Origin of the sequence: Pseudalgibacter alginicilyticus, from assembly GCF_001310225.1 — a bacterium.
Lineage (GTDB): Bacteria > Bacteroidota > Bacteroidia > Flavobacteriales > Flavobacteriaceae > Pseudalgibacter > Pseudalgibacter alginicilyticus.
In genome coordinates this window covers 114,138-128,440 of record NZ_CP012898.1, presented here as the reverse complement: position 1 = coordinate 128,440, position 14,303 = coordinate 114,138, and the positions used below count along the sequence as shown (strand labels likewise).

Here is a 14,303-nt window from a genome sequence, read left to right as displayed (position 1 = left end):
TATCTTATAATCACCAGTAAAATAAGTATATTCAAACATTTTTTTATAATAACCCATGAAGTGTTTTTTTATAAAGCATTTCTTTTTTAAAAGATTTGTTCAAACGATTGAACAAAAAAAGGTTATTTAGAATAAAAAAAATCAATTAATTATAAATAAACAGACAAAAAATGAGTAGAGTAGTAACATTTGGAGAAATCATGTTAAGATTAGCTCCCGAAGGATTTTTAAGATTTTCACAAGCAAACAGTTTTGATGTTGTTTATGGTGGTGGCGAATCTAACGTGGCTGTATCATTAGCAAATTATGGTATTTCCTGTGATTTCGTAACGCGTTTGCCAAAAAATGATATAGGTGAATGTGCTATGATGGAAATGCGAAAAAGAGGCGTTGGTGTTGATAAAATTGTATGGGGTGGTGAGCGTTTAGGTATTTATTTTTTAGAAACAGGAGCTGTATCTAGAGGTAGTAAAGTAGTATATGATAGAGCATATTCTTCTATGTCTACAATCCAATCAGGGATGATTGACTGGGATGCTGTTTTTGAAGGTGTTGAGTGGTTTCACTGGACTGGAATTACACCTGCTATTTCGCAAAGTTCAGCAGATGTATGCTTAGAAGCTGTAAAAGCTGCAAGTAGATTAGGCATCACTATTTCAACTGATTTAAATTACCGTGCTAAACTATGGAAATATGGTGGTGATCGAGAAGCTATCATGACTGAATTGACATCATATTGCGATATAATTTTAGGCAATGAAGAAGATGCTGAAATGCACTTTGGAATTAAACCTGATGGTGCTGCTGTTCAAACAGCTGGACACAATGTTAAAGCAGAAGCTTTCTTATCTGTTTGTCAACAAATGATGAAAAAATTCCCAAGAGCTAAAAAAGTAATTACTACCTTAAGAGGATCTATTTCAGCTTCTCATAATACTTGGGCTGGTGTTTTATATGATGGTGAAAAAATGTTAGAAACACGTCAATACCAAATTACTGATATCGTTGACCGTGTTGGTGGTGGAGATTCTTTTATGGGCGGTTTAATTTATGGTTTATTGACATACCCTGATAACGACCAAAACGCATTAGATTTTGCCGTTGCGGCATCTTGCTTAAAACACACTATCAAAGGTGATGCTAACTTAGCCACTGTTGAAGAAGTTAATAAGTTAATGGGGGGCGATGCTTCAGGTAGAGTTGCGAGATAATACAAATGTGCAAAATAACAATTAAACATTAAAAAAATGGCTCAATTTTCAAGATTAGAAGTAGCACAAGTCATGAAAGAAACAGGAATGGTTCCTTTGTTTTTCAGTAATGATTTAGAATTAAGTAAAAACGTATTAAAAGCATGTTACGATGGTGGTGCTCGTTTAATGGAATTTACAGCAAGAGGTGATTTTGCTCATGAAGTTTTTGGTGAATTAACCAAATACGCTATTAAAGAATTACCTGGTATGATTATGGGCGTTGGTTCTGTTACCGATGCTGGACAAGCAACCTTATATATGTCTTTAGGCGCAAACTTTATTGTTACACCTGTTTTAAGAGAGGATATCGCTATTGTATGTAACCGTAAAAAAGTACTATGGTCGCCTGGATGCGGAACATTAACTGAAATAACTAAAGCTGAAGAGTTAGGTTGTGAAATCGTTAAATTGTTCCCTGGTGATATTTACGGACCTCAATTTGTGAAAGGTATTAAAGGCCCGCAACCATGGACCAGCATTATGCCAACAGGCGGGGTCTCTCCTACTGTTGAAAACTTAACAGGTTGGTTTAACGCCGGAGTAACCTGTGTTGGGATGGGCTCACAATTAATTTCTAAGGATATAATCGCTAATAAAGATTATGCAAAGTTAGAAAAGGATGTAAAATCGGCTTTAGAAATTATCAAATCTATTAGAAAGTAATTGCCTTTTAGATAAAATTAAAGAATTCAATAAAAAAAGACCAAAGTAATTAAAATTACTTTGGTCTTTTTGTTTGTGTGCCATTTCAAAGAAATAATTAAGAAATAGTTCTTAATCAAACTCAAAATAGTTTACCGTATTATGATAGCAAATATTTTCTACGAGTTTTCCAAAAAAGTCTATATCGTTTGGCAACTCCCCTTTTTCAATTTGGCTTCCTAACATATCACATAAAATTCTTCTAAAATACTCATGTCTTGGAAAGGATAAAAAACTTCTACTATCAGTTAACATCCCTAAAGATCTGCTTAATAAACCAAGACTTGATAATATTCTCAAATTGTTTTCAATACCATCTTTTTGATCTAAAAACCACCAAGCAGCACCCCATTGCATTTTACCAGGAACTTCTTCACTGTTAAAATTACCCATCATAGTTGCAAACACTTCGTTATATGCTGGGTTCAAATTATATGTAATGGTTTTTGCTAATTTCCCTTCAAAATCCAACTGATTTAAAAATTTTGAAAGCGGTTGTGCCATCGTATAATCACCAATAGAATCGCAACCAGCATCCGAACCAAATTTGGCTTGCAATCTTCTATTATTATTTCTAATAGCTCCTAAATGATACTGCTGAGCCCAACCTTTTTCATGATATTTTCTAGCTAAATAAAACAATAAACAAGATTTAAATTTCTCAACTTCCAAAGTAGTCAAAGTTTCTTTGTTTAAAAATTTGTTAAAAATTTCAGCAACCTCTGTTTCTGTGTAATCTTCTACAAATAACGGACTTCCAATACCGTAATCAGATAATTTACAGCCTACAGATTGAAAAAAATCAATTCTATCATCAATAGCCTTATAATAGTCTTGCAAAGACGTTATAATATATCCCACACAAGCTTCTAATTTTTTTATATAAGAGGGAAAATTGGCGTCATCAATTAAAAACAAACCATCAGAACGAAAAGTTGGTAGAACTTTTGTATAAAAATTACCGTCTGCTATTTGCTTATGATATTCTAAAGAATCCGTTGGGTCATCGGTAGTACAAACAACTTTTACTTGCATATGTTCCAACAATTGTGCTGGTGTTTTTTCTTTTAAAACACTATTCGCTTTGTCATAAACCGCTTTAGCATTGGAAGGTTGTAAAACCTCATCTATATCAAAATAGCGCTTTAATTCCATTTGATTCCAGTGAAACAAGGGGTTTCCTACAGTATAGGGCACAGTTTCCGCCCATTTTTCAAACTTTTCATAGTCCGAAGCAGCACCTGTAATAAAAGTTTCATCAATACCATTAGCACGCATACCACGCCATTTATAGTGATCCTCTTTTAACCAAGCCGCCGTTATGTTTTCAACCGGCTTGTTTTCTGCTATTTTTTTTGCAGACAAATGGTTGTGATAATCTACTATGGGCATTTTGGCTGCAAAATCATGATATAATTTTTTAGCTGTATCTGAATTTAGAAAAAGAGATTCTAAATCAAATTTTAAATTGGTTTTAAAATTCATTAATATAATTTTTATAAATGTTTACATGAGTTTTTTATCCACACTATAGTTTAAGTCTTTGTTAAAACAAAAATATAGGTTTTTAGATTAAAATAAGACACCTTTTAATCCAAAAACAGAGAAATTTTATTTATTACAAATATTATTAACCCAACCCTCTTTTTTGATAAGCAAACCATCTTACACCTAGGTTAAATTAGCACTCTCTAATATATCTACTTGTTTTTTTGCATATAAAATGACTTTTATTTCTAACCGTCCTACACCAAAGGGTAGAAATTATTTATCAAATATAAATAAGACAAAAAATAAAGTTACTTTTGTAATATATGCCCTAATGAATGCAAAGCTATCAAACAGAAATTACAGTTAGTAAAGACGATTTAGATGAATTAGACCATGTAAATAACATACGTTATGTGGAATGGGTTCAAGAAGTTGCAAAAGCACATTGGCAGCTAGCAGTGCCTCCAAAAATTAAAGACACCTGTTTTTGGGTTTTGATAAAACATTGTATTGAATATAAAAGTGAAGCGCTTTTAAATGATGTTATCGTCCTTAAAACTTACATAGAAAAATCTGCTGGGGTAAAGTCCAAACGCATTGTTGAAATAATAAACAAACAAACCCAAAAACTCATTGCAAAATCTGAAACTACTTGGTGCTTAATGGATTCTGAAACAAAACGTTTAACTCGAATAACCCCTGAAATAACCAATCTATTTCGTTAATATTTCTTTAAAAGAATCTTAAGTAGTCTAATTTTTTCAATTAAAATACATTAATTTGATATTACCTATACTATCAAAATAATGTTTTATCTAAGAATCATAATTTTTCTCTTGCTCCTTTCAATGGCTTCCCAAAACATTATTGGAAAGGTTTACGACAATGAATCTACCGCTAAAGGCATTGAAATCATAAATATTACCCAAAACACCAAAACATTTTCCAACGAACACGGCGATTTTGTCATAAAAGCATCTTTAAACGATTCGTTGGTATTCCAATCGTTGTTCCACTTAAAAAAAAGCATTAAAATATCAGAAGCCCATTTTGGCTACAAAATTGTAATAGAATTAAAAAAAAGTGTAAACGAATTGGGGGAAGTACTGCTTAACCATGAAAAAAACAAAACGTTTAACACTCAAAATATACAATTGGAAATAGCTGAGGACATAAAGAGAAATTTGCATAAATACCAGCCCCAAGCCAGTTTTGGCGGTGTCAATCATTTCTTTTTGATTAAGAAATTGTTTTCTGTTTTCATTAAAAACAAATCGAAAAACAAAAACGAAACACCTATTAAAACGGTAAGCTACAGAACCTTTGATTCTTTATTTTCCAAGGATTCATTTTTTAACAAAAAAATGTTAAAAGACGACTTGCAGATTAGTGAAGAATTAAAACCTTTATTTTTTGGGTATTGCGATGCCCAAAATTTAGATTCAAAACTATTGGAAAAAGATAACCAATTCTTCCTTTTGGATTCTTTAATTAACTTTAGCAATACATTCAAAACAGTTATTAACGAATCAAAAAAAGAATGATTTCAATTTAAATACAGGTTATTATAATAAATGATTCCTTCAAAAGTTATATTTTTAGCCTTTATTTAAATTTGATATGCGTCGTACCTTATATTTTTTCCTTTGTATATGTTTTTTATTGCTTTGGAGTTCATGTCGTAAAGACTTTGAATTCTCCCGCAGTATCGGAAATTTAGAGTTTTCCGCAGACACGCTTTACTTGGACACCATCTTTACAAATATAGGTTCCAGCACCTACACTTTAAAAGTTTATAACAGAAGTGATGACGATATTGTTGTGCCAAGTGTTAGGCTACGGTTAGGCGAAAATTCAGGCTATAGATTGAATATTGATGGCATGGCTGGCAAAACTTTTGAAAATGTTGAAATACTAGCTAATGATAGTTTATTTATTTTTGTTGAAACCACTTTTGATATTCAAAACCTATCTACCGACAGAAACCAATTTTTATATATAGATGCTATAAATTTTGATGTTGGTAGCAACCAGCAAAATGTAGAACTTGTTTCATTAATTCAAGATGCTATTTTTATATATCCTGATAGAGATAACACGACTAAAGTCATTGAAACCTTACAGTTTAATGTTGGAGGTGAAATAGTCGATACTGGAATACAGGGTAGGGTTTTACAAGCAAACGAACTTAATTTTACTAATAAAAAACCCTATGTTATTTATGGTTTTGCTGTAGTACCAAATGGAGAAACATTAAATATTGATGCTGGAGCAAGAATCCATTTTCATAGTAATTCTGGATTAATGGTACTTCCTGATGCTTCACTACAAGTTAACGGCTCACTGAGTTCCGATCCTGATTTACTTGAAAATGAAGTGATTTTTGAAGGCGACCGCTTGGAAACAAGCTTTTCCAATATACCAGGACAGTGGACTGCCATCTGGCTCATGGAAGGTAGCTTAAATAACACCATTAACTTTGCAACCATAAAAAATGCTGCTGTGGGTATTTTATGTGAGGGTGACCCAGATGATAACAAACTTACAATAACAAATACTCAAATATATAATTCCAGTAACTTTGGAATTCTTGCCAGAAACAGTTCTGTTATAGGTGAAAATGTAGTTATAAATAATGCAGGGCTTTCTTCTTTTGCAGGCACCTTTGGTGGTAAATACAATTTTACACATTCAACACTTACTAACTATTGGAAAAATGGATTCAGACAATTCCCAGCCGTTTTATTGAATAATTTTATAGTTGATGAAGATGATGTTATAACCATTACCGATTTAGATGAAGCTAATTTTAATAACTGCATTATTTATGGAAATGACAATCCTGAAATTCTATTAGAAGAAGAGGCAGACCCTGCTGTAGATTTCAATTTTAAATTTACCAATTGCTTGATTCGATTTGACAATAACAATGGTAATCTAACAGGCGATAATTATGACTTAAACAATATTCTACACTTTGAAAACAATATTTATAACGAAGATCCAAATTTTAAAAACCCTGATTTAAACCATATGATTATAGGTGCAGATTCTAAAGCTATCAATTTGGGGAACACAATATTTTCAAGCCAAATACCCACAGACATTTTAGGTGTTGATAGAACGATTGCTCCCGACTTAGGGGCCTATCAGCATATTATTTTTCCTGAGGAAGAGTAAAATACACTTAACTTAAAATAAATAGCTTTTCTGAAATTATGTTTGGTAATAAATAAACAATATAGATATTGTAGTACAAAATTTGGTTTATTTCAAATACGCTAAAACATTCGCCTCTATACGCTCCTGTATATTGCTAACATCAGCTTTCACAAAAGTTTCACCAGTAATATTTTCATAAAGTTCAATATAGCGTTCAGAAACGGAGTTGATATATTCATCGCTCATAAAAGGAACAGTTTGTCCTTCTAAGCCTTGAAAATTATTAGAAATTAACCATTGGCGAACAAACTCTTTGGAAAGTTGTTTTTGAGATTCCGCCTTATCTTGACGCGCTTGGTAACCTTCAGCATAAAAATAACGTGAAGAATCTGGTGTATGAATTTCATCAATCAACACAATTTTACCGTCTTTAGTTTTACCAAATTCATATTTAGTGTCCACCAAAATCAACCCTCTAGACGCAGCTATTTCAGAACCACGCTCAAATAATTTGCGTGTATAATCTTCTAAAACTATATAGTCGGCTTCAGAAACAATTCCTCGTTTTAATATATCTTCACGAGAAATATCTTCATCATGATCACCCATTTCTGCTTTGGTAGCTGGTGTAATAATGGGCTCAGGAAATTTATCATTTTCTTTCATCCCTTCTGGCATAGTTACCCCACAAAGCAATCTTTTACCTGCCTTGTACTCGCGTGCAGCGTGTCCAGACATATAACCTCTAATAACCATTTCAACTTTAAACGGTTCACATAAATGACCAACCGCTACATTTGGGTCTGGAGTGGCCGTTAACCAATTTGGCACCAAATCCTCGGTTGCTGCCATCATTTTTGTAGCAATTTGATTTAGTATTTGCCCTTTGTATGGAATTCCTTTTGGCATTACAACATCAAAAGCAGATAGTCGATCTGTAGCAACCATTACCAATTGCTCATCGTTTATATTATAAACTTCTCTTACTTTTCCTTTATAAATATTTTTTTGTTTTGGAAAATTGAAATTGGTATCTATAATTGTATTCATTAGAAGTATTATGTTGTTTGTTTTGCAAATGTAATTTGTTTCCTTTCGTGAAACAAACAAGTCTAAATAAAAAAAGCATACATAAATAGACATCACTAAAGTTTATTTATTAAAATTTAATAAGCGTATAAACGCAACCTTTAGAAAAAATATACATCATAAATAAAAAACACATAATGAAATATAAAACTTATTTAATAACAGCATTATTTTCTATTTTTTTTGCTTGTGATGAAAACATGGATGAATTAATCATTGCAAATGAAACTTTAATAGCTGGAACATGGGAATTAACCGAAGCCCACATTAGTGCTGGAGGCCCTCAATATTGGATAGATATTGAAAATGGAGAAGAAATTGAATTTTTTGAAAACGGAACATTTACTTCAAATAGATATCTGGAATGTACTCAAGGAAGTTTTTCGATAGATGAAAACAATTTATCCTTGAAATATGAGTGTGATGATTTTAGTTCTGATTCTGAAAATGAAGATGGTTTTATCACATATAATTTAAAATTTTATTCCCATTATTTCATACTAACACGCACAAGTGGTGCAATTTGCATTGAAGGTTGTAGTTCAAAATATCAAAGTATAAAATAAATATTTTAATTTAAATCAAATTTACATACGTTTTTGATTTAATAATAAAAAAGTATCGAGAACAATTTTAAAACAAATAATTCTCGATACTAATTTTAACATATAAAAATGTAATATTCCCTTAAAAAAACACATTTTAATGTGCGCCTGTTATCCTTTTTTTTTATTTGAATCTGATATTATAACTAATCCCTAAGCCTACATTTTGTAAATCCACATCATTTTCTGCCAAAGTATTTTGATAAAAAGCATAAAAATTCCAGTCCCTGTTATGATAACCAATTTGAGGGTTAATATACAAGCCTCCCCCACTATTATCATTATTAGTTAAAAAACCATATCCTATATCTGTTCCTAAAAACAGTCCGTCTGGTGTAAAATAATAACGAAAAAAACCTGCTGCTGGTACCACTCCAAAATCATCAAACTCATCTTTTCCAAAATAATGATTGTAACCAGAAGCAATACCAACAGCAATATTGGGGTTGAACAAATATTGTCCTCTTACATCTAAGCCAACATTAAAATTAGACACATCACTAACATCTCCAACAGGAACTCCTGTTGTTAACCCTGCTTTTAACCAAGAATTGTTTGGTGTTAATTCAATATCTGTTGTCTGAGCAAAAATGGGGCTCAATCCAAGTAATCCGACTATTAAAAATAATTTTTTCATTTTTTTCTTTTTTAATGTTTAGAATGCAAATCTCTAAAACCTAAAAGAAAAATGATTTACAGTATTTTCATTAAAATTTATAGAATTAATAGAAACCACAACAAACAATATTTATAACCATATGATTTACAACAAAAAAGCTAATTAATTTAGTAACCAGCTTTTTTATTTTCAATTATATATAACCCTTATCAAAAAAGTAAGCCTTTGCAGTAAATAAAAACTAATTTTTAATCTCTATTTTCAATGCTTTTATAGGCTTCTATAACCTTTTTGACTAATTTATGACGAATAACATCTTTATCGTCTAAAAATATCATACCGACACCTTCTACATTTTTCAAAATTAAAAGCGCTTCTTTTAATCCAGAAATGGTACGGCGAGGTAAATCAATTTGACCAGGGTCACCAGTTAATAAAAACTTAGCGTGTTTTCCCATTCGTGTTAAAAACATTTTCATTTGCGCATGGGTTGTATTTTGCCCTTCATCTAAAATAACAAAAGCATTATCTAAAGTTCTACCACGCATAAATGCTAATGGTGCTATTTGAATCGTGCCGTTTTCTATATAATGTGCTAATTTTTCTGGAGCAATCATATCACGCAATGCATCATATAAAGGTTGCATATACGGATCTAACTTTTCTTTTAAATCACCTGGAAGAAATCCTAAATTCTCTCCAGCTTCTACAGCTGGACGTGTTAAAATAATTCGTTTAACCTCCTTGTTTTTTAAAGCTTGTACAGCTAATGCTACTCCTGTATATGTTTTCCCTGTTCCGGCTGGGCCAATAGCAAAAACCATATCATTTTTACGCATTAACTCCACCATCTTACGCTGGTTTGCTGTTTGAGCTTTAATAAGTTTACCGCCAACACCGTGAACAATTACTTCTCCACTTTGTACAGATGTTGTATAATCATCACTACTTTGGCTAGTTAATACACGTTCAATAGTGTTTTCATCTAACTTATTATATTTTGCAAAATGCTTTAAGAGCATGGAGATTCTACGGTCAAATTCTTCTAATAGCTCTTCATCTCCAAAAGCTTTAATTTTATTTCCTCTTGCTACAATTTTGAGTTTTGGAAAGTATTTTTTTAAGAGTTCAATGTTGGCATTTTGAGCTCCAAAAAATTCTTTTGGAGTAATCTCTTCTAATTCAATTATAATTTCGTTCAAAGGCGCAGGTTTTTATTTTAAATTTATTTAAGGTTACTTGAAATAATGTTTACTCAAATCAAATGATGTATTAGTTTTATTCACTATTTTTTGATTAAATAAATAAGACCTCATTTTTCCATATTTTTCATTTAAAACATAAAACTGAAAACGAAAAATTTATGTAGGTTTGTGAAACTCTATTCAACTCAAAAATAAACAAATTTGAGTGACAAAACATTAAAAACATATCAACAATTTTGGTTATGCCAATTATAACTCTAACAACAGATTTCGGAGAAAAAGATCACTTTGCTGGGGCAGTTAAAGGGGCTATATACAATGAACTACCTGATGTTAAAATTGTTGATATCTCTCACTCTGTTTCTCCATTTTATATTTCGGAGGCAGCATATATCATTCAAAATGCATATGCCAACTTCCCTAAAGGCACCATACATATTATTGGTATTGATTCAGAATTAACCCCTGAAAACAAGCATATTGCAGTAAAATTAGACGATCATTATTTTGTTTGTGCTAATAATGGCATTATGAGTATGATTTGCTCTGAAATTGCTCCAGAAAAAATTGTAGAAATTAATATTCATAATACCATACAAACCAGCTTTCCTGTATTAGATATTTTTGTGAAAGTAGCTTGTCATATTGCGCGTGGTGGCACTTTAGATGTCATTGGTAGAACCATCACAGATATAAAACCTATTCAAAACATCAAACCCTTTGTTAATGATGATAAAACTCAAATTATTGGTAGTGTTATTTATATTGACAACTATGGAAATATTATTACAAATATAAAACGTTCCTTTTTTGAAAACTTACAAAAAGGTAGAAGCTTTGAAATTTCAGCACGAAACCATAAATTTAAAACCATTTATAAAAGATATAGCGATATTGTTAATTTTGAATTACCCGAAGAAAATCGCCATTCAGATGGCAAAGGATTGGTGGTTTTTAATTCGGGTGGTTTTTTAGAAATTGCTATTTATAAAAGTAATAGTGCTACAATGGGAGGTGCTTCTACATTAATGGGATTAGATCTAATGGATTCAATTAGTATTAATTTTAGCGCAACATCTATATTACCTAAAACAGTGGAATTTATTTAACATTGATTAAATTTATAGCCAAAAAACAAATTGGTTTTATGATTCATCACCCAAAATGACTGTTTAACAAATAACAAATTTTGAATAAAAAATCTTATAATTTAAAAATGACACAAACGAATAACAAATGTTAGCAATTTTAAAAAAAGAAATAAGCTCATTTTTTGCATCGCCAATCGGTTATTTAGTAATTGCTATATTTTTAGTTCTTAACGGATTATTTTTATGGGTTTTTAAAGGCGAATTCAACATTCTAAATTATGGCTTTTCAGATTTATCTCCATTCTTCCTATTAGCCCCTTGGGTTTTAATTTTTTTAATTCCTGCGGTAACCATGCGAAGCTTTTCAGATGAAAAAAAACAAGGTACATTGGAATTATTACTCACAAAACCCATTTCAACATTAAATATTGTATTAGGAAAATATTTTGGAGCTTTTATTTTAATTTTAATTGCTTTACTACCAACAACACTTTATATCTATACGATTTATCAATTAGGAAACCCTATGGGTAATTTGGATATGGGTAGTACGCTTGGCTCCTATTTTGGACTTCTTTTTTTGATTGCTGCATACACAGCTATTGGTATTTTTACATCATCATTAACAGATAATCAAATTGTAGCTTTTATAGCTGCCGTATTTATTTGTTTTTTATTTTTTATTGGTTTTGAAGGTGCTGCAGACTTTGTTTCAAGTCATTTCATTGAACAATTAGGTATTAGCTATCATTTTAAAAGTATGAGCCGTGGAGTTTTGGACACTCGAGATATTATATATTTTTTAAGCATAACGATATTTTTTTTAATACTTACCAAGTTCAACCTAAATAAAGAACAAAAATGATACTTACGCCCGCTTTTGTTATTTCTATAATTATTGTTTTTATATTAGTTTGGCTATTTGTAATAACCATTGACAAGCGAAAATGGCTAAGTTTTTTAATCAGTGTTGTATTAACTCCTATTGTTTATTTTTATTTGTTTTACCCCATGTTAAATATATTTAGTAGTTATCACCATCAAAAGCATTTTGATTCTGAAGCATGGGTAGAAAAACCAGCGTTACGCTATGAAATGACCGATGAAATCATCAACAATAATATATTTATTGGAAAGTCAAAAACCGACATTAAAACCCTTTTAGGATCCAGTGAATGGTACAGTTGGGATGAGACCATAAAAGCAAACTCTCCAAATAAATGGAATTATAATTTAGGGTTTAAACCCGGTGCTTTTAACAACATGCAAGAATCTATTGAGATTATTTTTGTAAATGATACCGTTAATTCAATCAAACAATATCAAACAGAACAGACTTTTGAATAAAAAATTAAAACATATTGCACTACTTATAATCATTTTAATAGCAATTAACGTTATAAGCAATAGTATTTACAAACGGTTTGATTTAACCGCAGATAAACGCTATACCTTAAGCAAAGCTTCTGCAAACATTATTAAAGATGTAGATTCACCTATTATTATTGATGTGTTTTTAAGCGGTGACGATTTTCCATCAGAATTTAGAAAGCTTCAAAATGAAACCAAACAGTTACTAGAAGAATTTTCATCAAAAAATGATAATATCCTATTTCAATTCATCAACCCTATTGAAGATGAAGCCCATAGAGACCAAAACATCCAACAGCTCAGTAACCGTGGACTACAACCCATGCGACTTAGCGTTCAAGAAAACGGTAAATCTTCTGAAGAGGTTATTTTCCCTTGGGCATTAGCAAGTTATAACGATACTACTGTTATTATTCCATTGGTAAAAAACAAAATTGGTGCTACTCAACAAGAATTGGTAACAAATTCTGTTCAGCATTTGGAATATGCCTTTGCTGATGGTTTCAGCAAGCTTACCAAACCCAAACGTAAAAAAATTGCCATTTTAAAAGGGAACAATCAGCTAGACGACAAGTATATTTTCGACTTTGTAAAAAAATTAGGCGAATATTATTTCATTGCACCTTTTACTTTAGATAGTGTTGCCACCAATCCTCAAAAAACACTTAAAGAATTAAATACTTTTGATTTGATTATTTCTGCTAAACCAACTGAAATTTTCACCGAAGAAGAAAAGCTGGTTTTAGATCAATTTACCATGCAAGGAGGGAAAAGTTTATGGCTGGTGGATGCAGTAACTATGGAAAAAGACAGTTTATATCAAACAGGAAAAAGTTTAGCATTTCCAAGAGATTTAAACCTAACAGATTTCTTTTTCAAATATGGTATTAGAATCAACCCAGTTATAACAAGCAGTCTGTACTCTGCCCCAATAACCTTAGCCATTGGAGAAGGTAGTGAAAGTCAATTCCAACATTTACAATGGCCATATTCTCCATTAGCACCTGCTGCAAAACAGCATCCTATTACAAATAATATGAATTTAGTAAAGTTTGATTTCAGCAATCAAATTGACACATTAAAAAATAACATTAAAAAAACTATTTTATTAGAAAGTGCTTCACTTAGTAATTTAGAAGGAGTTCCAAAAGAAATTAGTTTAGATATTGTAACCAAGCAACCTAACCCAGCTTTTTTCAATAAAGGTAAACAAGCCTTAGCTGTTTTACTAGAAGGCAATTTTACATCGGTTTATAATAATAAAATAAAACCTTTTAAGCTTACTGAAGAAATAAATACTAGTAAGCTTACTGAAATAGTTGTTATAGCAGATGGCGATATTATTAAAAATGATATACTTAGGAATACACCTCAAGAATTGGGCTTTGATAGGTGGACTGGAAAAACCTATGGCAACAAAGAATTTTTGCTTAATACGGTGAATTATTTATTGGACGATGATGGACTTATAAACATTAGAACCAAGGAAATAGCCGTAGCCTTTTTAAATCAAGAAAAAATAGCCTCACAAAAAACAACTTGGCAATTAGTTAATATCCTGTTACCATTGGCCTTACTAACACTTTTAGGATATATCTTCAATTACCTGAGAAAGAAAAGATATGCAGGATGAATGTTAATAAGTTTGTTTCCATTTTTAGCCACTATCCAATATATTTGTAAGTAGTATTTATTTTAATTAAACTCATTACATC

The 14,303-nt window shown here is 31.1% G+C and carries 14 protein-coding genes; 10 read left to right on the top strand and 4 right to left on the bottom strand.

Annotated elements, in window-relative coordinates:
• The first annotated feature begins 170 nt into the window (after positions 1-170).
• Together APS56_RS00530 and APS56_RS00525 are read left to right on the top strand one after the other, a co-directional pair.
• Positions 171-1,211: a sugar kinase gene (locus APS56_RS00530; protein WP_054723785.1), complete on the top strand. Its 1,041-nt coding sequence runs from the start codon at positions 171-173 to the stop codon at positions 1,209-1,211.
• Positions 1,212-1,247: 36 nt separating this feature from the next.
• Positions 1,248-1,916, top strand: coding sequence for a bifunctional 4-hydroxy-2-oxoglutarate aldolase/2-dehydro-3-deoxy-phosphogluconate aldolase (locus APS56_RS00525; protein WP_054723783.1), 669 nt, complete (start codon positions 1,248-1,250; stop codon positions 1,914-1,916).
• 111 nt (positions 1,917-2,027) lie between these two features.
• Here the strand turns inward: APS56_RS00525 and uxaC are convergent, their stop codons facing one another.
• On the bottom strand, positions 2,028-3,440 hold the full coding sequence (uxaC, locus tag APS56_RS00520; protein ID WP_054723781.1) for a glucuronate isomerase: 1,413 nt from the start codon (positions 3,438-3,440) through the stop codon (positions 2,028-2,030).
• Between the two features lie 341 nt (positions 3,441-3,781).
• Here uxaC and APS56_RS00515 point away from each other — a divergent pair, with 341 nt between their 5' ends.
• From APS56_RS00515 to APS56_RS00505, 3 genes are all read left to right on the top strand, one after another.
• Positions 3,782-4,171: an acyl-CoA thioesterase gene (locus APS56_RS00515; protein ID WP_054723779.1), complete on the top strand. Its 390-nt coding sequence runs from the start codon at positions 3,782-3,784 to the stop codon at positions 4,169-4,171.
• 111 nt (positions 4,172-4,282) lie between these two features.
• On the top strand, positions 4,283-4,990 hold the full coding sequence (locus APS56_RS00510; protein WP_169786424.1) for a hypothetical protein: 708 nt from the start codon (positions 4,283-4,285) through the stop codon (positions 4,988-4,990).
• Positions 4,991-5,189: 199 nt separating this feature from the next.
• Positions 5,190-6,626 carry a hypothetical protein gene (locus APS56_RS00505; protein WP_349267666.1) on the top strand — a complete coding sequence of 479 codons (1,437 nt, stop codon included), beginning with the start codon at positions 5,190-5,192 and terminating at the stop codon, positions 6,624-6,626.
• Positions 6,627-6,713: 87 nt separating this feature from the next.
• On the opposite strand, the gene APS56_RS00500 is transcribed toward APS56_RS00505, so the two are convergent.
• A complete protein-coding gene (locus APS56_RS00500; RefSeq protein WP_054723774.1) occupies positions 6,714-7,658 on the bottom strand; it encodes a phosphoribosylaminoimidazolesuccinocarboxamide synthase in 945 nt (314 codons plus the stop codon).
• 176 nt (positions 7,659-7,834) lie between these two features.
• On the opposite strand from APS56_RS00500, the gene APS56_RS00495 reads away from it, so the two are divergent.
• Positions 7,835-8,263, top strand: coding sequence for a lipocalin family protein (locus APS56_RS00495; protein ID WP_054723772.1), 429 nt, complete (start codon positions 7,835-7,837; stop codon positions 8,261-8,263).
• A 163-nt stretch (positions 8,264-8,426) separates the two neighbouring features.
• Here the strand turns inward: APS56_RS00495 and APS56_RS00490 are convergent, their stop codons facing one another.
• On the bottom strand, positions 8,427-8,939 hold the full coding sequence (locus APS56_RS00490; protein WP_054723770.1) for a hypothetical protein: 513 nt from the start codon (positions 8,937-8,939) through the stop codon (positions 8,427-8,429).
• 230 nt (positions 8,940-9,169) lie between these two features.
• Positions 9,170-10,123, bottom strand: a complete 954-nt coding sequence (locus tag APS56_RS00485) for a PhoH family protein (RefSeq protein ID WP_054723768.1) — start codon at positions 10,121-10,123, stop codon at positions 9,170-9,172.
• A gap of 245 nt (positions 10,124-10,368) precedes the next feature.
• Between APS56_RS00485 and APS56_RS00480 the strand changes: the two genes are divergently transcribed.
• From APS56_RS00480 to gldG, 4 genes are all read left to right on the top strand, one after another.
• Positions 10,369-11,235 (top strand): SAM hydrolase/SAM-dependent halogenase family protein, encoded by an 867-nt coding sequence (locus tag APS56_RS00480; protein ID WP_054723765.1) that lies wholly within the window; start codon positions 10,369-10,371, stop codon positions 11,233-11,235.
• Between the two features lie 127 nt (positions 11,236-11,362).
• Positions 11,363-12,082, top strand: a complete 720-nt coding sequence (gldF, locus tag APS56_RS00475; protein ID WP_054723763.1) for a gliding motility-associated ABC transporter permease subunit GldF — start codon at positions 11,363-11,365, stop codon at positions 12,080-12,082.
• Positions 12,079-12,564 carry a hypothetical protein gene (locus APS56_RS00470; RefSeq protein WP_054723761.1) on the top strand — a complete coding sequence of 162 codons (486 nt, stop codon included), beginning with the start codon at positions 12,079-12,081 and terminating at the stop codon, positions 12,562-12,564. The genes gldF and APS56_RS00470 overlap by 4 nt, the downstream gene beginning before the upstream one ends.
• The gene (gldG, locus tag APS56_RS00465; protein ID WP_054723759.1) at positions 12,512-14,221 is read left to right on the top strand and encodes a gliding motility-associated ABC transporter substrate-binding protein GldG; all 1,710 of its coding nucleotides are present in this window, start codon (positions 12,512-12,514) and stop codon (positions 14,219-14,221) included. Before APS56_RS00470 ends, gldG begins: the two co-directional genes overlap by 53 nt.
• Positions 14,222-14,303 lie beyond the last annotated feature (82 nt).